Below are 19,401 nucleotides of genomic sequence, written 5' to 3' on the forward strand. Positions count from 1 at the left end.
CGCGGTGCACACGATGGTCATCTGATGCTAAACGCTGATGCCGGTAACGTTGGCGGCTGTGGACCCAGATCGTCAAGCCGACATCGCCGCCCTTGACTCCACCCTGACCACGGTGGAGCGGGTGCTCGATGTGGACGGTCTGCGCAGCCGCATCGAGAAGCTGGAGCACGAGGCGTCCGATCCAAAGTTGTGGGACGACCAAGCCCGCGCGCAGCGGGTGACCAGTGAGCTGTCCCACACCCAGGGGGAGCTGCGGCGCGTCGAGGACCTACGGCGCCGCCTGGACGACCTGCCGGTGCTCTACGAGCTGGCCGCCGAGGAAGAAGGTGCGGCCGCCACCGAAGCGCTCGCGGAGGCCGACGCGGAGCTCACGGCGCTGCGCGCCGACATCGAGGCCACCGAGGTTCGCACCCTGCTGTCGGGTGAATACGACGAGCGTGAGGCGCTGGTCACAATCCGGTCCGGCGCGGGCGGCGTGGATGCCGCCGACTGGGCCGAGATGCTGCTGCGGATGTATATCCGATGGGCCGAGCAGCACAAATACGCCGTCGAGGTGTTCGATACCTCCTACGCGGAGGAAGCCGGGATCAAAAGCGCCACATTTGCCGTGCACGCACCCTTCGCATACGGGACGTTGTCGGTCGAACATGGCACCCACCGGCTGGTGCGGATCAGCCCGTTCGACAACCAGAGCCGGCGACAGACGTCGTTCGCCGAAGTCGAAGTGCTGCCGGTGGTGGAGACCACCGACCACATCGACATCCCCGAGGGTGACGTCCGGGTCGACGTGTACCGCTCCAGCGGGCCCGGTGGGCAGTCGGTGAACACGACGGATTCGGCGGTGCGGCTCACCCACATTCCCACCGGTATCGTGGTCACCTGCCAGAACGAGAAATCGCAGCTGCAGAACAAGGTGGCGGCGATGCGGGTTCTTCAGGCAAAGTTGTTGGAACGCAAGCGCTCAGAAGAACGCGCGGAGCTCGACGCATTGAAGGGGGAGGGCGGCAGCTCCTGGGGTAACCAGATGCGTTCCTACGTGCTGCACCCCTATCAGATGGTCAAGGATCTGCGAACCGAGTTCGAGGTCGGCAATCCGGCGGCGGTTCTGGACGGAGACATCGACGGATTCCTGGAAGCGGGGATCCGCTGGCGCAATCGACGAGATGACGATTAGCAGCACTACCCTTGCCGCCTCGATTGCGCAGGGTTGGCATGACTTCTGGCACGGTGCGATAGGCGAATGGATCCTCAACCGGGGTTTGCGCATCGCCATGCTGCTGATCGCGGCGGTGCTGGCGGCCCGCTTCGTGACCTGGGTTGCCAACCGGGTGAGCCAGCGCCTCGATCTGGGGTTCGCCGAAAGTGATGCGTTGGTGCGCTCGGAGGCGACCAAGCACCGCCAGGCCGTCGCGTCGGTGATCTCGTGGGTGTCGATAGTTCTCATCTATGTCGTCGTCGTGTACGAGATCATCGATATCTTGCCGGTTCCGGTCGGTTCGTTGGTGGGGCCGGCGGCCGTGTTGGGCGCAGCGCTGGGCTTCGGCGCCCAGCGCGTGGTGCAGGACCTGCTGGCCGGGTTCTTCATCATCGTGGAGAAGCAGTACGGATTCGGTGATCTGGTCGAACTCAGCATGGTGGGTTCGCCGGAGAATGCCGCCGGCACGGTCGAGGAAGTCACGCTGCGGGTGACCAAGCTGCGTTCCAGCGACGGCGAGGTCTTCACCGTACCCAACGGCAACATTGTCAAGTCCATCAACCTGTCCAAGGACTGGGCACGCGCGGTCGTGGACATCCCCGTCCCGACCGGCGCCGATCTCGGCCGGGTCAACGAGGTCCTACACCAGGAGTGTGGGCACGCCCGCGACGACGAACTACTGGGCGAGCTGTTGTTGGATGAGCCCACAGTGATGGGCGTGGAGCGGATCGAGGTGGACACCGTCACCCTCCGGTTGGTGGCCCGCACCCTGCCCGGCAAGCAGTTCGAGGCGGGCCGGCAGTTGCGAGTGTTGGTGATCCGCGCGCTCTCCCGCGCCGGTATCGTCACCGCGGCCGATGCGCAGGCCGAGGTGAGAGCCATCGTCCATCCGGCCACCGCTGCCGGCGCGGCGGACCAGACTGCGGGCCCGGAGCAGTAGCGGTGAAGCTCAGCAACCAGAAACGGCGCTGGCCGGGCTACCTGTTCGGCCGGGTGCGCACGTCGACCCTGGTGTTGATCGTGGCGTTCCTGGCAGTTTGGTGGGTCTACGAGACGTACGGGCCGCAGCAACCGGCTCCCAAGGACACCGCGCCGACCCAGGTGGTGCCGCCGGGCTTCGTGCCCGATCCCGACTACACCTGGGTGCCGCGCACCCGAGTGCAACCACCCACCGTCAAGGTGACGCCGACCACCACGCCCAGCCCGCCGGAAACTCCGACCAGCCCGCCGGAAACCACGCCCAGCCCGCCGCCGTTTGGGCCGCTGCCGTTTGAGCTGCCGCCGCCGTTCGGCCCGGGCCCCACGACCCCAACATCACCGGCACCGCTACCGCAGCCCGAACCGGGTCCGGCGGGCAACTCCTAGCTCAACCACGGGCCACCGGCCCGTTAATTTCGCCTACCAGCGAAAGTCACCGCTACACTGGCGTGCCGTGATGATCACCCTGGACCATGTCACCAAGCAGTACAAGTCGTCGGCGCGTCCCGCGTTGGACGACATCAACGTCAAGATCGACAAGGGTGAGTTCGTCTTCCTGATCGGCCCGTCGGGTTCGGGCAAGTCGACCTTCATGCGGCTGCTGCTGGCCGCGGAGACGCCGACCAGCGGTGATGTCCGGGTCTCGAAGTTTCATGTCAACAAACTCCGCGGTCGCCACGTACCGAAGCTGCGTCAGGTGATTGGCTGCGTCTTCCAGGACTTTCGGTTGTTGCAGCAGAAGACGGTGTACGACAACGTGGCCTTCGCACTGGAGGTGATCGGCAAACGCACCGACGCGATCAACCGGGTGGTGCCCGAGGTGCTCGAGACGGTCGGTCTGTCCGGCAAAGCCAACCGGCTGCCCGACGAGTTGTCAGGCGGCGAGCAACAGCGCGTTGCGATTGCCCGCGCATTTGTCAACCGGCCTTTGGTACTACTGGCCGACGAGCCCACGGGCAACCTCGACCCGGAAACCAGTAAGGACATCATGGATTTATTGGAGCGAATCAACCGCACCGGCACGACGGTGCTGATGGCTACCCACGACCACCACATCGTCGACTCGATGCGGCAGCGAGTGGTTGAGCTGTCGCTGGGCCGGCTGGTGCGTGACGAACAGCGTGGCGTCTACGGGATGGATCGCTAAGTGCGCTTCGGTTTCCTACTCAACGAGGTCCTTACCGGCTTTCGTCGCAATGTCACCATGACGATCGCGATGATCGTGACGACCGCGATCTCGATCGGCTTGTTCGGTGGTGGTTTGTTGGTCGTCCGGTTGGCCGATAGCTCCCGAGCCATCTATCTCGACCGGGTCGAATCCCAGGTCTTTCTCACCGACGATGTCTCCGCCAACGACCCGACCTGCGATGCCAACCCGTGTAAGGCGCTGCGGGCGCAGATCGAAAAGCGATCCGACGTCAAAGCGGTGCGTTTCCTCAACCGCCAGCAGGCCTACGACGACGCAATCCGCAAGTTCCCGCAGTTCAAGGACGTGGCGGGCAAGGATTCGTTCCCGGCGTCGTTCATCGTCAAGCTGGACAACCCCGAGCAGCATAAAGACTTTGACACCGCCATGCGGGGGCAGCCCGGCGTTCTCGACGTGCTCAATCAAAAAGAGCTGATCGACCGGCTGTTCGCGGTCCTGGACGGTTTGAGCAAAGCCGCGTTCGCCGTCGCGCTGGTGCAGGCCGTCGGGGCGATTCTGTTGATCGCCAATATGGTTCAGGTGGCCGCGTATACGCGGCGCACCGAGATCGGCATCATGCGCTTGGTCGGCGCCAGCCGCTGGTATACCCAGCTGCCCTTCCTGTTGGAGGCGATGCTGGCCGCGACGGTGGGGGTCGGCATCGCCGTCGCGGGCTTGATCGTGGTGCGGGCGATGTTCCTGGAGAATGCGCTGAACCAGTTCTATCAAGCCAATCTCGTTGCCAAGGTCGACTTTGCGGACATCCTGTTCATTTCCCCGTGGCTGTTGCTGGTGGGCGTGGCGATGTCCGGGTTGACGGCATACGTAACGTTGCGCATCTACGTGCGGCGCTAGCCGTGTCCAAGTCGTCGCATGGCGGCAGACGAATCGTCGCCACCAATCGCAAAGCCCGGCACAACTATTCGATCATCGAGGTGTTCGAGGCCGGGGTAGCGCTGCAAGGCACCGAGGTGAAGAGCCTGCGGGAAGGGCAGGCGTCGCTGGCCGATTCGTTCGCCACCGTCGACGACGGCGAAGTGTGGCTGCGCAACGTGCACATTCCCGAATACCGGCACGGCAGCTGGACCAACCACGAGCCGCGACGCAACCGCAAGCTGCTGTTGCATCGCCGCCAGATCGACACCCTGATCGGCAAGATCCGCGAAGGCAACTTTGCCCTGGTGCCGTTGGCGCTGTACTTCTCCGAGGGCAAGGTCAAGGTCGAGCTTGCGTTGGCACGAGGCAAGCAAGCCCGCGACAAACGCCAGGACATGGCCCGTCGCGATGCCCAGCGCGAAGTGCTGCGCGAGTTGGGTCGCCGCGCCAAGGGCATGACCTGATCGAGCGCTCGGCGAGGCGAGGTTTAGCATCGCTTTCGTGACCAAACCGGGCCGTCCCCTTACCGAGCTCGACAAGTCCGAGGTGCTGGGCGGGCTGTTCGCCGTATGGGATTCCCTCGATGCGCTGCTTGATGGACTGTCTGAGCCGGACTGGCGGGTGACGAGTCCGCTGCCCGGTTGGGATGTCAAGGCGGTGGTGGCACACATCGTCGGTACCGAGTCGTTTCTGCTCGGCATCGCCGCACCCGAACCAGACGTCGACGTCTCCGCGCTGGGGCATGTGCGCAACCCCATCGGCGTGATGAACGAGTGCTGGGTGCGACATCTCAGCGCAGAATCGGGTGCCGGCGTACTCGCGCGGTTTCGCGAAGTGACTGGTAGGCGGCGCAAGGCATTGGCGGGCCTTTCCGATGACGAATGGAACGCGGCGACTACGACGCCCTCCGGCCCGGACAGCTACGGGCGGTTCATGCGGATACGCACCTTCGACTGCTGGATGCACGAGCAGGACATCCGTGCTGCCCTGCAGCGCCCCTCTTCCGACGGTGACCTCGACGGGCCGGCGCCGCGACTGGCCCTTGATGAGATCGCGGCAACCATGGGGTTCGTCGTCGGCAAGCTGGCCAAAGCGCCCGACGGCTCCCGCGTGCTGTTCGAGCTGACCGGCCCGCTGGCCCGTAGCATGCGCGTTGCTGTTGATGGTCGCGCCCAGGTGGTCGACGACTTCGGCGGGGCAGAGCCGACGGCGACGATCCGGCTGGACGGGTTGCAGTTCACCCGGCTGGCCGGTGGGCGCCCGATGAGCCCGGCCCGCGACCAGGACGTGGAATTCGGCGGCGACAAAGACCTGGCAGCTCATATCGTCGAGCGCCTGAACTTCGTGATCTGATCGGGAAGTTTATTCAGTCGCCACTGGTTGTAATCGGCGTACTATGGGTTGTCCTGCCGAAGGTCGGCGGGATGCGCAAAATCAGACAAGGGGCTGAACGGTTTCGACTTCGCGCATCGAATCAAGGGAAGCGTGCCGGTGCAGGCAAGAGACCACCGTAAGCGTCGTTGCAACCATATAAGCGCCGATTCACATCAGCGCGACTACGCTCTCGCTGCCTAAGCGACGGCTAGTCTGTCAGACCGGGAACGCCCTCGGCCCGGACCCTGGCATCAGCTAGAGGGATCCACCGATGAGTTCGGTCGCGGGACTCATCGGGACAACCACAGCGACTGGGATCGTCATCCTGGCTAGTTCGCGTGACCGGGAGATCCGAGTAGAGGCATAGCGAACTGCGCACGGAGAAGCCTTGAGGGAATGCCGTAGGACCCGGGTTCGATTCCCGGCAGCTCCACCGACTTCACCAGCACTTATAAGGTCACCCTAAGACACCGTGTACACATGGTCTGCGAATTGTTTGATCGTCCATCGCCAGATGCCGCAACGGCGGGCCCTCGATGGCCCAGGAGAAATGCCGGGAAGCGCTATCGGGGCCTATGTACGCAGAAGGCGGACGGAGTCCCAGTCGCAGGCCCGAGTCGGCGGTTGACTAGCAAACATTTCAGTCGAGACTGCGACGAGTGCCGCCGCGACCAATGTAACGGTGTCCATGGGTTAGAGTGGCGGCGATTCGCCGCCCTTCACCACGCGGGGGCGCCAGTGTTCGGGTGGTCGCGATGCAACAGGCGTCGAACTTCGAGGTCGAACATTTCGGACCAGTACGAGTATGAAGACACGCGCGTCGGGACCCGCATGCAGCGGAGATCGTCGGAGTACTGTTTGGTCCGACGAAGTTTGTCGTTCATAGGGGTTCTGCGCAGTTGACCGAGATTAAGAGTGAGATCCGCACTAGCACGATCCATGCTCTTGAGGAGAAGGTTTCAAAGGGAAACTACGGGAAGTATCTGAGCAGACTCGTGCTCAAACGAGTGCGTGGCTTTACGGATCGCGAAGTCACATTTGACTTTCCAGTTACCGCTCTGGTGGGACCGAATGGTGGAGGCAAGACAACGATACTCGGCGCAGCCGGACTCATCTATCGCGATGTGCCGCCAAGGCGATTTTTTGCTAAGAGTGGCAAATATGACAGCAGTATGAAGGACTGGACTGTTGAATATCAGCTCATCGACAAGGAGATAAATCCAAGAATTCCGGTTCCACGTACAGCAAGTTACCTTAAAGCAAAATGGAACCGCTCTGCTGTTGAACGGGAAGTATTGATATTTGGCGTCGAGCGCACCGTGCCTGCAACGGAACGCAGAGAGTTGGTCAGAGCAGTAGGCGGTAAGTTTATGGCTTTCCAAGAGATTGCATTGACAGACATTGTTTCGGAAAACGTTGCGCGAATATTAGGGAAGCCTATTGAAGGTTTTAATCGGCTGTCTGTGGACCAATCCGGCAAAGTCACAATGTATGCAGGCCAGACTAATAAAGGGGCCGAATACTCTGAATTTCACTTCGGGGCTGGTGAAGCCAGCGTCATCCGGATTGTTAGTGACATCGAGAACGCGTCAGAAAACGCCTTGATTCTAGTGGAAGAAATTGAGAACGGGCTTCATCCCGTTGCGACTAGACGGATGGTCGAGTATCTAATCGACGTCGCAGCGAGAAAGGCCTGCCAAGTTATCTTCACTACCCATTCGAATGATGCTTTAGCGCCTTTACCATCTCGCGCTATATGGGCTGCTTACAACGGAGAAGTCCTGCAAGGTAAGTTGGATATTGCCGCCCTGCGAACGATCACGGGTCAAATAGATGCGAGTCTCGCAATCTTTGTGGAGGACGCGTACGCCGAGTTGTTAACAGCGACGGTGCTGCGGTATACGAAAGGCGTCGAGTTATCCGCCATTAAAATCCACCGCATGGGTGGTGCAAGTCCGGCGCTGAAGGTGAATGAGCAACACAATCTCGACCCGACCTCGACGTTTCCGTCTGTCTGCTTATTGGATGCCGACCACTCGGCCGGCGCAGATGCAGAAAAGAAGGTATTTGTACTTCCCGGAAGTGGGCACCCCGAAGCGCATATTCTGGATCGTGTCGTCAGCCGACTTGATACCGTTGCTGCGAAATTGACAGTATCTATGCAGTTACCCCCAAACCAACAAGTACGCGTAAAAGACGTCATCAATGCGCGAATGCTGACAAATTACGACGTCCACGTCATCTGGGAACAAATAGGCGAAGATCTCGATTTTACGTCTGGCCAAACGGTAGCAACGGCTTTTATGGCGATCTGGGCTCAGGAGTTCCCGGACGAGGTCACTCAACTTGTCGATCAATTTCGCAATCTAGTGCCGGTCGCTACGTAGGATACGACATCGTGCGCCGCGATAATTCCCGGCTGGCCGCCGCTTCGAGTTGCGAAGTGCAAATTCTGGAATCGTAGGCACGGCGTGTACGCTATCCGGCCGACGACCGATGATTTGAGCTGTCGGGAGTTGTTCGGGGCATAGCAAACCCCGTCGTGAAGCTGCCGGGAATATGTGCGCGGTGGGTACACGTACACACCCGACCTCCGAAAACGCCGTAATACCAGGCAATTTCTCGGAACGCTACGTAGGCCAATAGCCAGGTCAGGGGGTGTTTCCCAGCGCAACGGCGTAATTCTACTCCCGGCAGCTCCACAGAGTGAGCAGCATGAATAGTACAAATATCGGCCACATCAGCACCGCGTCAGCACGATTCGACGCTAGGATGCCCGGCGTGGCCCTTGTTCGTGAACGCAGCGAAAGGACGATCGCCCTACTTCTCGGTGGCCTACCGGATAGGCGGGCGGGGTAGTCGCCAGACCTCTACCTCCTTCCCGGACGCAGGGCAGGCCGACAAGTTCTGTGCCTTGGTCGATGCGTTCGGGCCGGAGCAAGCTCCAGAGAAGGCCGATATTGCCGACACCCCGCAACGCGCCATAACAGTCCGCTGGGGAAGCTCACCCGCGACGACGTAGCCGTGTGGGTTAACGCCGTGCGCGGAGCCGGAGCAGCGGGCGGCTGCGCGAATGTCCCGTGGAGTGCCGCAGGCGGGGCATCGGGCGTTGTCGGGGCCACCCCCCAGGAACCGGCAAGCTTCCACGCCCGCCAATACGCCACCCGTCCGGAACAGATCAAGCCGGCGCACTGCCGGGTGACGACGCTCACCTAGTCAAATTGGGAAGCCTCCGGGATAAGGATTGTCACACGTGCCCGGATGATCCCGTCATCGCTCTTCACCCAAATCCTCGCCTCACCTGTTGCCAGACTGCCCCGCCGCGCGATGCGTTGGAGGCCATCGGTGTACGACGCAGCAAGGCCGGCGGCGAGGTAGCCGACGTGGTTCTGCCCGATCATCACAGCGACCGCGTTCGGGTCGTGCTCGTTCCATGGCTCGGGGACGAGGATGCAGCGGACCGACTTGAGGGTCACACCACATTCGGTGATCGGCACACCGGCTTCCTGGAAAACCCGGCGAATGTCTTTGGTGCGGTAAGTCTCCCCGACAACTTCGATCTGCTCTTCGAGAGGATAGCGGGGCTCCTCAAGTGTCGCCGCTGCGACGACATCGGCAAGTGGAGATGAGTTTCGACCGTTCGCCCCTCTAGGGGCCATTGCCGGCTTTCCGGTCGGCCGAAGCGTGTAGTCAGTGACCAACGATGAATTGTGCGTGGCAGATCGAGCGGGCACAGCCGATACGGCGGGCTCTGGCGCGGGAATTTGCGCGTAATGCTCGGTCCACTTGGAGCCGTCCCACCAGCGGAGCCGGTTGGTGCCTGCCGGGTCCGGACACCACATAGGCGGAGGCAACGACTGCGGGTATTGGTTGGGCTCCACGTCGCCTCCTTAGCGCTTGGATCGAAGCGAAGTATCTGCCAATGCTACGAGCAGCCACGAGATTCCGTGAGCGGTATGGCGAACTGTCGGGAGTACCTTCCCGCGTGCGCCACCGGACACCCGCATGGGGTGTGCTCGATACCGGTCCAGCGGTTTCATCGCACGCACCGATGGGCTTCGAGCATTCCCTCGTCTACCACTCCTGGGCAGACCAGGCCGCGTTTGATCTCAATTCCGCGCACGTGCACGGCGGACCCACCGCAGATCTCAGCCGGCAAGTCGCCGACATGTCGACCCAGTGCGTTGGTGACAACCCAGACCGAGTGGTCCTGGGCAAGTTCGACGGCCACGAAGACGGCTACGTCGGGGTGAGTTCGCATCCATGCTGAAGCGTCGTGGCGGCGACGCATGCACCAGCGCCGCCGCTTCGGCTGCCGCGAGCAATGGCTACTCGGCGAGCCGGTTCACGAGAGCGCTGAAGACGGTGGGCAGCCGCGTTGCGGCCGGCACGATCCGGGAGCGCACCGCCGGGTAGGCGCTGGCGTGCAGCGCCGCCGCCGTCAGCATGCGGTACCGGCGGGACATGCGGCGCCATCGGCGTTCATAGGCGGCGGGCCGGTCGGCGGCGACGCACCCGACCAGCAACTCGGCGCCCCCGAACGCAATGCCCAGCCCCTCGCCGGTCAGCGCGTCGACGTATCCTGCTGCGTCACCGACCAACAACACCCGGCCGGCAACCCGGCTGCGTACCTTCTGCCGTAGCGGGCCCGCGGCGCGGTCGCGGCTGTGCGGCCGGCCTGCTACCCGGTCGTCCAGCGACGGGAACGATTCGAGGTGCCGGTCGAATCGCCCGCGGCGGGAGGTGAGGATCGTGATGCCGACGCACTCGTCGGACACCGGGGTGACGTACGCCTCTTCGTCGTCGGACCAGTGCACCTCGATGTTCTCCTGCCAGGGAGCGATCTGGACGTGGCGGCGAATTCCCCACCGGCGCCGGTCATTTGTTGGCATAGCCAGCCCGAGCGCGGTGCGGATCGGCGAGTGCAGCCCGTCTGCGGCGGCGAGGTAGCGGGCGCGAAAGCCGCCGCACCGCACCGACATCGCATCCTGACTGACCTCGCCGACGTCGCCTTGCACGACCTTCACACCGGCGGCTGCCACCGCGTCCAGGAGTGCGCCGTGCAATGCCGATCGCTGTACTCCGCGCCCAACACCGGATCGAAACGCCGCGCTGACGCTCCGACGTCCGTCGTGATAGCTAATGCCGTGGAACAGTTTACCCGGGGGATCTACGCCAAGGCGGTTGAGATGTGCCAAGGAATGCGGCATCAATCCTTCACCGCAGGCCTTGTCTATTGTCCCCGAGCGCTTTTCGATCACGACGACCTCGAGTCCGGCCTTGGCGCCGTATAGCGCCGTCGTGAGTCCGGCCGGGCCTCCACCTGCCACCAGGAGGTCAATCATTTCAGGCCTGCAAGGGCAGCGTTTTCGACACCGATCCGCGTGCGCAACAATGCGGCGTTGAGCACGGTGAACACGAGTGCTGTGATCCATGCGCCGTGCAGCAATGGCAGCGCGATTCCCTCGACCACCACGGCGACATAGTTCGGGTGTGAGAAGAACCGGTATGGGCCGCCAGTGACCCGGGGTGCATCGGGTATGACGACGACTCGGGTGTTCCACTGCGGGCCCAACGTGGTGATGCACCGCCACCGCAGGACCTGAGCCCCGACCACCAGCGCCAACATCGGCCAGCCGAGCGCTCCAACGAATGGACGGTGCAGCGCAAGCACTTCCACCAGGCATCCCATCAGCAAACCGATGTGCAGTGTGACCATGGTCGGGTAGTGGCGAGCGCCGAATTCGATGCCGCCACGGGCGCGGCTCCACGCGAGGTTACGGTTCGAGACGACCAGTTCAACGACGCGCTCGACCGCGACCGCGACGATCAGCAATATGTACCAGGACATGGGCGGCGAAGGTCAGTGCCACCGCAGCAGCACGAGCTCTGCGCAGAAACCGGGACCCATTGCCATCAGCATCCCTGGACTGCCGCTGGCCGGCTGCTTTTTTACAAGCGTGTCGCGCAATACGTGCAGCACCGACGACGACGACAGGTTTCCGACCTCGCTCAACGAACGCCACGTCAGCTCGAGCGCCTCATCGGGCAACACCAGGGATTTGTTGATCGCCTCGATGACCTTCGGGCCGCCCGGGTGGCTCACCCAAACGCCGATGTCGTCGATCGTCAGCCCATGGCCGGACAGGAATCCGGTCAGGTCGTCGGCCAGGTGCCGCTCAATGAGGGTGGCAACGTTGGGAGACAGGACAAGCGAGAGTCCGGACGCGCCGAAGTTCCACCCCATCGTGGTCAGGGAGTCCGGGTACAGCCGGCTTCGCGAGTCCACGACAGTTGGCCCACGCACACCGATCCGCTCGGCGCGTTGATCGCCCACGGCGACCACCGCCGCGGCGCCGTCAGCGAACAGCGCACTTCCGACCATGGTGGCGACCGTAGGCTCGGCACCGGGGTAAGTCAGCGAGCACAACTCGACTGACACCAGTACCGCCACATCGTTCGGCGCACCTCGCAGGTAGTCGTTCAACCGCGCGACGCCGGCCGCTCCGGCGACGCAGCCCAGGCCGAACAGCGGCATACGGCGCACATCTGGCCGCAGACCCAGGCGGCCGGCAATGCGGGCGTCCAACGACGGCACCGCCAAGCCGGTCACCGTGGTCGTGACGATCAGATCGACGTCCTCCGGCTTGAGGCCCGCCTCGTCGAGCGCACGAGACAGGGCGGCAGATCCGAGCTCGACCGCGTTCTCGATGAAGATGTCGTTCGCCTCACCGAAATCGGTAAGGGAGGAGTATCTCTCCAGTGGAAGAACGAAATGGCGACTGTCGACTTTGGCATGCGCGTGTAGTTTCCGGACGAGATCCTCATGGGGTGCGTAACCCGGAAGCCGGACGAACGCTTCGGTGATCTCCTCTTGGGCGTAGCGGTGCGGCGGTAACGCACCCTGCACTCCTGCGATAACACTCATATCAACTTTCCCTAGAACGTGGTTGTGGCGCAATTCGGTTAGACGCGCAACCCATTGGTCAATTCGGCATTGAATTGTTGGTCGGTTGGGCCCGTGGCCAACCCTTGCTCGGGTATCGCGACGGAGTCACCGTCGTTGAGCCCGAGAAGCTTGTGCACGCGGACCAGGGCCGCGGGAGCCCACCAGTTTCGTCGTCCGAGGATGTGCATGAATGCCGGCACCAGAACCATTCGCACCAAAGTGGCGTCGACGAGGACGGCCACCGTGAGGCCAAGGCCGAACATCCGCAAGAACGACACGTTGGACGCAATCAGCGCAGCGAAGGAGATCGACATGATCAATGCGGCAGCGGTAACGACCCGACCGGTGCGGGCGATTCCGCGGGCCACACTCTCGTCGTTGTCGGCGGCTCCGGATGCCAGCCAGAACTCGCGGATTCTGGAGACCAGGAACACCTCGTAGTCCATCGACAAGCCGAAAGCGATACAGAACAGCAGCACCGGGATGTTGGCGACCAAGATCCCGCTGGGCGTCGTTCCGAACGCGCCGAGGTGCCCATCCTGGAAGATCCACACCACCGCGCCGAAAGCGGCAGTGAGCGAAAGGACGTTGAGCACCAACGCTTTCAGCGGCATCACGACGCTGCCCGTCAACAGGAAGAGCAGGACGAACATGATGCTGGCGATCAGCCCGAGCACCAGTGGCAAACGTGATGCGATGGCGTCGACACTGTCTCGATTGGTCTGGGCGGTGCCGGCGAAATCGACTTTCGTGCCACCCGGGGTGGGGACCGCGTGCAGGCGGTCGAGCTGGGTTTCGGAGCGGTCGGAGAACAGCGGAGCTGTGCTGTCGACGGTAAGGAACGCGCTGCCTCGGGTCTGGCCCGCCGGGGCAGACTGTTGTCCGACGGCGGCGCCAGCGATGTAGGTTGCGGTCGGGGTGGAGACCGCGGAGACCTCGGGCACCCGCGACAGGTCAACGGCGTATTCCTCAATCTCGCTGCGGGTTAGATCGTCTGTGTCGGGAATGACGATGGTCACCGCGGTCTCGGAATTGATGGCGAAGTTGTCGCGCAGTTGGTCGCCGACCTGGTGCGCGGAGGCCGAGGTAGGCAGCACGCGGTAGTCGGGGAAGCCCCATTTGACGCTGAGGAACGGCAGACCAAGGAACACCAGGACGGCGACGCCTCCCAGTCCGACCGGCGCGGCACGGCGGATGACAAACTTCGTCCAGCGGTACCAGAACTGCCGCTGGACGGGCTGCGGGGCGGGCTCGGGCCGGCCCAGCGGGCGGCGAACGAGCCGACGGATGTTGAAGGAATCCAGCCGGTCGCCGAGCACGACCAGCGCGGCGGGCGTGACAACCACGGCGGCGAAGGCGGCGAACGTAACGACGGCGACACCCGCGTAGGCGAAGGACTTTAGGAAATGCATCGGGAACAACACCATGACCGCCATTGAGAGGGCGACCGTTGTGGCCGAGAACAATACGGTGCGACCCGCCGTGACCACGGTGCGAACCACGGCAACCTCGCGGTCTGCGCCGTCAGCCAACTCGTCGCGGTAGCGGCTGATTATCAACAGCGTGTAGTCGATGGCCAGCGCCAAACCCATGGCGGTGGTGAGGTTGAGTGCGAATATCGACACGTCGGTGGCGAACGAGATCGCACGCAGCACCGCAAGGGCGCCGAAAATCGCCATTCCGCCGATGGCCACGGGCAGGGCTGCTGCGATCAGACCGCCAAATACCCAGACCAGCACGAGGAAGCTGAGTGGGATCGCGATCGATTCCATCAACAGCAGGTCGCGCTGCGACTGCTTGGTGATCTGAACGTTGACCATTGCGGCGCCGCCCGTCCGCACGGTCGCGCCGCTACGGTCGTGCGTCACCTGGGTGGCGAGCTCGTCGGCGTACTTCTGCTGGTCGCTTTCGTTTCCCGTGATGCCCGCGACGATTAGCCCCGTGTTTCGATCCTTGCTAACCAGATCGATGGCGGCCTGCGGTGCTGTCCACGGCGAGGCCACATCGACCACATGTGGCGAGCTTCTCAGTTGGTCGGCAATTTCAGTGCCCGCGGCCCGAGCGGCCGGGCTGTCGACGCCATCTGGTGTGGAGACGGTGACGAGCAGCTGTGTGTCACCCTGGCTGAACTTGTCCGTCAGGAGCTGGCTCGCCCTCGCCGATTCCGACGTCGGATCTTGAAATCCACTGACGGACAGGCTGTTTGCTACTGGGATACCAAAGATGGCCAGGGCCAATGTGAGGAGGGCTGCCGCGACGATGACGCGTCGTGGACCGGTGATCGCCATCCTCGCAATCTGGTTTAGCAAGGTTCTCTCTTCTGTCAGGATTGAACTTGATTCGATTAACTAGCCGCTGCTTTGACAGGGAGTCCCACTGCACTTCTCCTTGTCGGTGTCGATATCGGGACGGTCGCCGCCGCCCGGCTTCGTTCGAAGTTACGGATTGGCGGTGATCGTGGCTCGCTTGTGCGCAATACCCACGCAACCGCCGATTTTGAGCTTTTGCGCATTGTGCTCAGGATGCGGCGGCGGTGCGGATGGCAGATGCTTCCCTATCCCTCACGTGGCTTGTGGAGTGGTGCGCAGTGGGGCGCCGCGGCAGCACGCCGATATGACGGGGGACGCCGGATCGATGCCATGCCAGCGGACGGTAGCGGGCTTTTGCTCAGGTCAGAGTCCATCACCGTCTGCTAGTCATCGCTCATGCGGGTCTTGATCGCGTCCTGGGAGATGTAGACGTCGTATTCACCGGGCGCAGAGATGACGGCGTTGCCGTATGCCGACCGCACGAACGGCTTGGTCCACCACTTGCCCCCGCGCATGTCGGCGAAAAAGCTCGCGTCACCGCCGTTCAGCAAGATGTGGTGCTGTGTCGGCGCAACCCCGTCGAGGCGTTCACCAAACAGGCGGGTCACCTTGTAGCCGGAATGCACCCCCAGGACATTCACCCAGTGGTGGAGCTCGACGATGTTGGCTTGCAGCACCCACAGGTCGCCTTCGACCTGATAGGTCTGGTGCGCGTATGCGTTGCCGTCATCGTCGTAGAGCGTGAGATCCACGTTCAGGCGGTGTGTGGCGTTGCTGACCGGAGTCGCCAGCACGTGGGCGGCTTTGACTTCGCCAGTCAGACCCAAATAGGTCTGCACCAGCGTGGCGAACCAGAGCAGCAGAAGCGAAACAATCAGCAGTGCAACGCCGCTCACCGCTCGTGCGGGCCGGAATCGCAGTCGGCGCCCCCGCTGCGCCGACTGCGCAGAACTGTCGCTGGATTTCATCATCCGGCGTCGCCCGACCACCGACGACAGCAACATCACCAGAGCGCCGACGGCCACACCTGCCAGCACAATCTGCGGCACGCCAAACTGGTGAGGATAAGTCATAGCCTCTAGTTGTACCCGCCGCGGTTGACCGTAGCTGCGGCAGCTGCGGCTTGCGAATCTTGGGCTCGGGCAAGTCCGAATCCGACGGCGCGAGTTCGGTGCAAACTGCTTCGCGATTCCTCGGCGCGGGCATAGGCTCCGACTACTCGGCGATCTGTATCGGCTGGGCAACTTGGGAGGTTGTCTGGGGTGGCGGGAGCGGCGCGGTGCCTTATCTTTTTGCATTGCCGGAGGTGATGTCCGCCGCGGCCACGGATGTGGCCGCAATTGGTTCGTTGGTCGCGACGGCGAACCAGGGCGTGGCGGGTGCCACCACGGGAGTTTTAGCCGCTGCCGAAGACGAGGTGTCGACGGCGATCGCGGCGTTGTTTTCCGCCCACGGCCAGAGCTATCAAGCTGTTAGCGCACAGGTAGCGGCTTTTCATCAGCGGTTTGTGCAGGCATTGACCGGCGCTGCGGGGGTATATACCGCTGCCGAGGTGGGCAACGCTGCGCTGTTGGAGGGCGGGTTCGCCGGAGCTATCGGTAACGGTTTGGCCTTCGTTCAGCAGGAAATTCAGCAGACCCCTACGACGCTGGCCACTGGTTTCACCCGGTTGACCAACACGGCGTTCACCGAAATATTCGGAGCGCCGGCTGCTGGGCCCTTCCCGGCAACGCAGGAAGGGACCTTCACCGGCACACCATCCCTGGTAACCAGGTTGGAAACCGCCGCGCTGTGGCCGGTGAAACCGCTGCTCAGCTTGTCCGGACTCGAAACTCAACTTGCTGTGCCAGGCAACCCCCTATTGTCGCTGATTGCCAGCGACATCCCGCCGATATCGTGGATTGTCGGGAACTCTCCGCCACCGTTGTTGAACTTGCTGCTGGGACAAACGGTCCAGTACACCGCATATGACGGGATGAGCGTCGTGCAGATCACGCCGATCAGTCCCACCGGCGAACACGTGGTCGCCATTCACGGTGGCGGGTTTGTCCTTCCGCCTTCATTTCTCCACTGGATCAACTACTCGGTGATGGCCCACCAGACCGGCGCGACCGTTCAAGTGCCGATTTACCCGTTGGTCCAGGAAGGTGGAACCGCTGGCATTGTGGTACCCCAGATGGCGGGCCTCATCTCCGCCCAAATCGCTCAACACGGGGCGTCCAATGTCAGCGTGATCGGTGACTCCGCGGGCGGCAACCTCGCATTAGCGGCCGTTCAGCACATGGTGGGCCAGGGCAACCCCGTACCCGAGTCGATGGTTCTGCTGTCCCCGTGGCTGGACGTAGGGATGACCAATCCAAACATCGCGTTGGTCGCCGATCCACTGCTGCCGGTTGGGCCTGCCCAACAGATCGGCAAGGTGTGGGCAGGCGATCTTGCGGTAACCGACCCGCTGGTGAGTCCGCTGTATGGGTCGCTTAGCGGACTCCCGCCGACGTATGTCTATGCGGGCAACCTGGACATACTCGCACCCGACGTGTTCGTCCTCCAACAAGCGGCCGTAGACCAAGGGGCTCCGATCAGCTTCGTACTGGCCAACGGCCAAATTCACGATTGGGTTCTGCTCACCTTGGACGGTTTGCGATACCTCCCGCAGATCAACCAGCAACTCGGCATCGCGGCCTGAGCGGGAGTCACGCAGAGATGCGGCCCGGTTGTCCAGGAGTCCGGTTGCGGCCGAAGACTGGCTCCCCAAAGAATCGTGTGGCTAATCCTGGCTCTGCGCGCCGGTCAGCTTGCGAATCGTGTGAACTTCGTCGTCGTGATAGGGCCGCCCATTGGGTTGTAGCAGGTCGCTGAACCACACTTTCGGGGGCGCTTTGTACGGGTGATCCCACGAGTCCCACGGCAGGTACGTCTGAGTCTTTCCAGCGACCAAACCCCAATTGAATGCGCCAACGTTGTGTCGCTTGGCGATTGGCAGGATGCCTTCAACTGTGCTGCCCCGGGACCGAGCCAGGTACTCGGTGCATAGGATCGGTCGCCCCAGCGGGGCAAGTTCAGCGATCCGGGCTTCGAAGTCGGCCGGGGCGGCGTAGCTATGGAAGGTGATCACGTCGGCGTTGTCGAGCTGAATGCCTCCGATTGTGCTGCGGTGCCCGGGATCCGCCCAGTTCCCCTGCCAGACGCCACTTGTCAACGGCTGACTCGGATCGACCGCACGCGCCCACCGGAACACTTGCGGAAGCAGCTCTGCGACCCGCTCCAGCTTGTCCTTCCTTTCCACCTTGCGATACACGCGCGCGGGATTGTCGGGCTCATTCCACAGGTCCCATCCCAACACGCGATCATCATTGCGGAACTGACTCAAGACCGCGGTGACGTAGTCGCACAGAATCCGTTGGTAGCGCCGGTCATCGAGGTGTTCGGCGCCCGGGCTCTGCACCCAACCGGAGTTGTGCACCCCGGGTCTGGGCGCGCGTTGACGACCTGGCCTGGGGATCGGATCCCAACAGGAGTCGAACAAGACAAAGAGTGGCTTGATGCCGTGCTGCGCCGCGATGCCGACAAACTGCGCGAGACGGCCTTGGAAGCCGCGTGGATCCTGGGCCCACAGCAGATCGTGGAGGAAGACGCGCACCGTGTTGAACCCGTGAAACCGGGCCACACCCAGCTCGCTGTCGATGCGCCGCGGGTCATAGGTGCCCGGCTGAAACATCTCGAGCTGATTGATGGCGGTTGAGGTGATGTAGTTCGCGCCGACGAGCCAGCCGTGCGCCCGATACCAGTTGTTGGCACGGTCAGCCGACCACCGGCCTGGTTCGGCTGCGGCACGGGGCGCGCGGGCCAGTGCCGTGCCGGCCGCCAGCAGCAGCGGCAGTTTCAGGGTCGTTCGACGATGCACGAAGCGACGATAGATTTCGCGGGCGATGTGTTCGCCTTGCGCGGCGCCGTGTTTGGGCTTGCTTATCGATTCGCAATACTTGAGGTTGGGAATCGTTACGACGACGCCGGTTTGGCGCGGAAGCCCGGGCCCGGTTCGGGCGTCACATTTCGCGCGGTGATCTCATCGCCGCAGTGGGTGCAGATCAGGCGGGGATCGGCATCCTCGCCGCAGGTGTGGTGGCGCAGCACGATCGGTGGCCCTTCCGGCTGCGCCAAGTGCTCGTCCCCCCACCGCATGAGGACGACGATCGCGGCGAACAGATCGCGGCCCGCCTCGGTGAGCCGGTACTCGTGGCGCTCGGGATCGGAGGAATACGGCACCCGGTCGAGCAGGCCCACGTTCACAAGCATCCGCAGCCGCGACGACAGCGTGGGTCGCGGAATGCTGAGGTTGCGCGCGAACTGACCGAAGCGCCGCACCCCGAAGAACGCCTCACGCAGGATGAGGAGTGTCCAGCGCTCACCGACCAGCTCGAGTGCCCGGCCGACCGACTCCCCGTCGAAGCGGTGGGAGAGATCGGTAACGGCCATGGTTCACCAACTGTACCCGGTTCAATCACTGAACCAGGGGTGGTAACTTCATTGAACC

At 62.9% G+C, this 19,401-nt stretch carries 19 protein-coding genes, 1 other RNA gene and 1 pseudogene; 12 read left to right on the forward strand and 9 right to left on the reverse strand.

Annotated features, from left to right (window positions below; translation table 11 throughout):
- The first annotated feature begins 58 nt into the window (after positions 1–58).
- The 10 genes from prfB to AADZ55_RS06495 all read left to right on the forward strand — a co-directional run bounded on the left by prfB (position 59) and on the right by AADZ55_RS06495 (position 8,825).
- Entirely contained in the window at positions 59–1,174 is a 1,116-nt protein-coding gene (gene prfB / locus AADZ55_RS06450) for a peptide chain release factor 2 (RefSeq protein WP_119184877.1), read from the forward strand.
- The gene (locus AADZ55_RS06455; protein ID WP_085323361.1) at positions 1,164–2,135 is read left to right on the forward strand and encodes a mechanosensitive ion channel family protein; all 972 of its coding nucleotides are present in this window, start codon (positions 1,164–1,166) and stop codon (positions 2,133–2,135) included. The genes prfB and AADZ55_RS06455 overlap by 11 nt, the downstream gene beginning before the upstream one ends.
- A 2-nt stretch (positions 2,136–2,137) precedes the next feature.
- A complete protein-coding gene (locus AADZ55_RS06460; RefSeq protein ID WP_085323362.1) occupies positions 2,138–2,560 on the forward strand; it encodes a hypothetical protein in 423 nt (140 codons plus the stop codon).
- 70 nt (positions 2,561–2,630) lie between these two features.
- The gene (gene ftsE / locus AADZ55_RS06465) at positions 2,631–3,320 is read left to right on the forward strand and encodes a cell division ATP-binding protein FtsE (protein ID WP_085323472.1); all 690 of its coding nucleotides are present in this window, start codon (positions 2,631–2,633) and stop codon (positions 3,318–3,320) included.
- Complete coding sequence (ftsX, locus tag AADZ55_RS06470) at positions 3,321–4,214, forward strand: permease-like cell division protein FtsX (protein WP_085323363.1); 894 nt, start codon at positions 3,321–3,323, stop codon at positions 4,212–4,214. It abuts the gene before it with no gap.
- A gap of 2 nt (positions 4,215–4,216) precedes the next feature.
- Positions 4,217–4,699, forward strand: a complete 483-nt coding sequence (smpB, locus tag AADZ55_RS06475) for an SsrA-binding protein SmpB (protein ID WP_085323364.1) — start codon at positions 4,217–4,219, stop codon at positions 4,697–4,699.
- A gap of 37 nt (positions 4,700–4,736) precedes the next feature.
- Positions 4,737–5,588 (forward strand): maleylpyruvate isomerase family mycothiol-dependent enzyme, encoded by an 852-nt coding sequence (locus AADZ55_RS06480; protein ID WP_085323365.1) that lies wholly within the window; start codon positions 4,737–4,739, stop codon positions 5,586–5,588.
- Positions 5,589–5,677: 89 nt separating this feature from the next.
- Positions 5,678–6,045, forward strand: a transfer-messenger RNA (tmRNA) gene (gene ssrA / locus AADZ55_RS06485).
- Between the two features lie 463 nt (positions 6,046–6,508).
- Positions 6,509–7,996: an ATP-dependent nuclease gene (locus AADZ55_RS06490; protein ID WP_242669957.1), complete on the forward strand. Its 1,488-nt coding sequence runs from the start codon at positions 6,509–6,511 to the stop codon at positions 7,994–7,996.
- A 652-nt stretch (positions 7,997–8,648) separates the two neighbouring features.
- Positions 8,649–8,825, forward strand: a complete 177-nt coding sequence (locus tag AADZ55_RS06495) for a hypothetical protein (protein ID WP_207569001.1) — start codon at positions 8,649–8,651, stop codon at positions 8,823–8,825.
- Here the strand turns inward: AADZ55_RS06495 and AADZ55_RS06500 are convergent.
- Together AADZ55_RS06500 and AADZ55_RS23475 are read right to left on the reverse strand one after the other, a co-directional pair.
- Positions 8,822–9,310, reverse strand: coding sequence for a hypothetical protein (locus AADZ55_RS06500; RefSeq protein ID WP_341286269.1), 489 nt, complete (start codon positions 9,308–9,310; stop codon positions 8,822–8,824). The genes AADZ55_RS06495 and AADZ55_RS06500 overlap by 4 nt on opposite strands.
- 54 nt (positions 9,311–9,364) lie before the next feature.
- Positions 9,365–9,451, reverse strand: a pseudogene (locus AADZ55_RS23475) (DUF2510 domain-containing protein); the annotation flags it as partial.
- 143 nt (positions 9,452–9,594) lie between these two features.
- Between AADZ55_RS23475 and AADZ55_RS06505 the strand changes: the two are divergent.
- Positions 9,595–9,879: a hypothetical protein gene (locus tag AADZ55_RS06505; protein ID WP_133056393.1), complete on the forward strand. Its 285-nt coding sequence runs from the start codon at positions 9,595–9,597 to the stop codon at positions 9,877–9,879.
- 58 nt (positions 9,880–9,937) lie between these two features.
- Here the strand turns inward: AADZ55_RS06505 and AADZ55_RS06510 are convergent, their stop codons facing one another.
- From AADZ55_RS06510 to AADZ55_RS06530, 5 genes are all read right to left on the reverse strand, one after another.
- The gene (locus AADZ55_RS06510) at positions 9,938–10,954 is read right to left on the reverse strand and encodes an NAD(P)/FAD-dependent oxidoreductase (RefSeq protein WP_085323368.1); all 1,017 of its coding nucleotides are present in this window, start codon (positions 10,952–10,954) and stop codon (positions 9,938–9,940) included.
- A complete protein-coding gene (locus AADZ55_RS06515) occupies positions 10,951–11,460 on the reverse strand; it encodes an isoprenylcysteine carboxyl methyltransferase family protein (RefSeq protein ID WP_085323369.1) in 510 nt (169 codons plus the stop codon). The genes AADZ55_RS06510 and AADZ55_RS06515 overlap by 4 nt, the downstream gene beginning before the upstream one ends.
- Positions 11,461–11,472: 12 nt before the next feature.
- Entirely contained in the window at positions 11,473–12,537 is a 1,065-nt protein-coding gene (locus AADZ55_RS06520; RefSeq protein WP_085323370.1) for a type III polyketide synthase, read from the reverse strand.
- A 38-nt stretch (positions 12,538–12,575) separates the two neighbouring features.
- Positions 12,576–14,867 carry an MMPL family transporter gene (locus AADZ55_RS06525; protein ID WP_085323371.1) on the reverse strand — a complete coding sequence of 764 codons (2,292 nt, stop codon included), beginning with the start codon at positions 14,865–14,867 and terminating at the stop codon, positions 12,576–12,578.
- 383 nt (positions 14,868–15,250) lie between these two features.
- Positions 15,251–15,940, reverse strand: a complete 690-nt coding sequence (locus AADZ55_RS06530; RefSeq protein ID WP_085323372.1) for a hypothetical protein — start codon at positions 15,938–15,940, stop codon at positions 15,251–15,253.
- A 236-nt stretch (positions 15,941–16,176) separates the two neighbouring features.
- Here AADZ55_RS06530 and AADZ55_RS06535 point away from each other — a divergent pair, with 236 nt between their 5' ends.
- The gene (locus AADZ55_RS06535) at positions 16,177–17,553 is read left to right on the forward strand and encodes a PE domain-containing protein (protein WP_242669971.1); all 1,377 of its coding nucleotides are present in this window, start codon (positions 16,177–16,179) and stop codon (positions 17,551–17,553) included.
- An 81-nt stretch (positions 17,554–17,634) separates the two neighbouring features.
- Here the strand turns inward: AADZ55_RS06535 and AADZ55_RS06540 are convergent, their stop codons facing one another.
- Together AADZ55_RS06540 and AADZ55_RS06545 are read right to left on the reverse strand one after the other, a co-directional pair.
- Complete coding sequence (locus AADZ55_RS06540) at positions 17,635–18,771, reverse strand: cellulase family glycosylhydrolase (RefSeq protein ID WP_085323373.1); 1,137 nt, start codon at positions 18,769–18,771, stop codon at positions 17,635–17,637.
- Between the two features lie 95 nt (positions 18,772–18,866).
- Positions 18,867–19,343 carry a winged helix-turn-helix transcriptional regulator gene (locus tag AADZ55_RS06545; protein ID WP_085323374.1) on the reverse strand — a complete coding sequence of 159 codons (477 nt, stop codon included), beginning with the start codon at positions 19,341–19,343 and terminating at the stop codon, positions 18,867–18,869.
- Positions 19,344–19,401: the final 58 nt, after the last annotated feature.

The organism is Mycobacterium decipiens, assembly GCF_963853665.1.
Lineage (GTDB): Bacteria > Actinomycetota > Actinomycetes > Mycobacteriales > Mycobacteriaceae > Mycobacterium > Mycobacterium decipiens.

Bases quoted from the DNA above. Each gene is read 5' to 3' on its own strand.
- AADZ55_RS06535 (WP_242669971.1), top strand. From the start codon at position 16,177: ATGTCCGCCGCGGCCACGGATGTGGCCGCAATTGGTTCGTTGGTCGCG.
- ftsE (WP_085323472.1), top strand. From the start codon at position 2,631: ATGATCACCCTGGACCATGTCACCAAGCAGTACAAGTCGTCGGCGCGT.
- AADZ55_RS06530 (WP_085323372.1), bottom strand. From the start codon at position 15,940: ATGACTTATCCTCACCAGTTTGGCGTGCCGCAGATTGTGCTGGCAGGT.
- AADZ55_RS06515 (WP_085323369.1), bottom strand. From the start codon at position 11,460: ATGTCCTGGTACATATTGCTGATCGTCGCGGTCGCGGTCGAGCGCGTC.
- AADZ55_RS06520 (WP_085323370.1), bottom strand. From the start codon at position 12,537: ATGAGTGTTATCGCAGGAGTGCAGGGTGCGTTACCGCCGCACCGCTAC.
- AADZ55_RS06510 (WP_085323368.1), bottom strand. From the start codon at position 10,954: ATGATTGACCTCCTGGTGGCAGGTGGAGGCCCGGCCGGACTCACGACG.
- AADZ55_RS06545 (WP_085323374.1), bottom strand. From the start codon at position 19,343: ATGGCCGTTACCGATCTCTCCCACCGCTTCGACGGGGAGTCGGTCGGC.
- AADZ55_RS06455 (WP_085323361.1), top strand. From the start codon at position 1,164: ATGACGATTAGCAGCACTACCCTTGCCGCCTCGATTGCGCAGGGTTGG.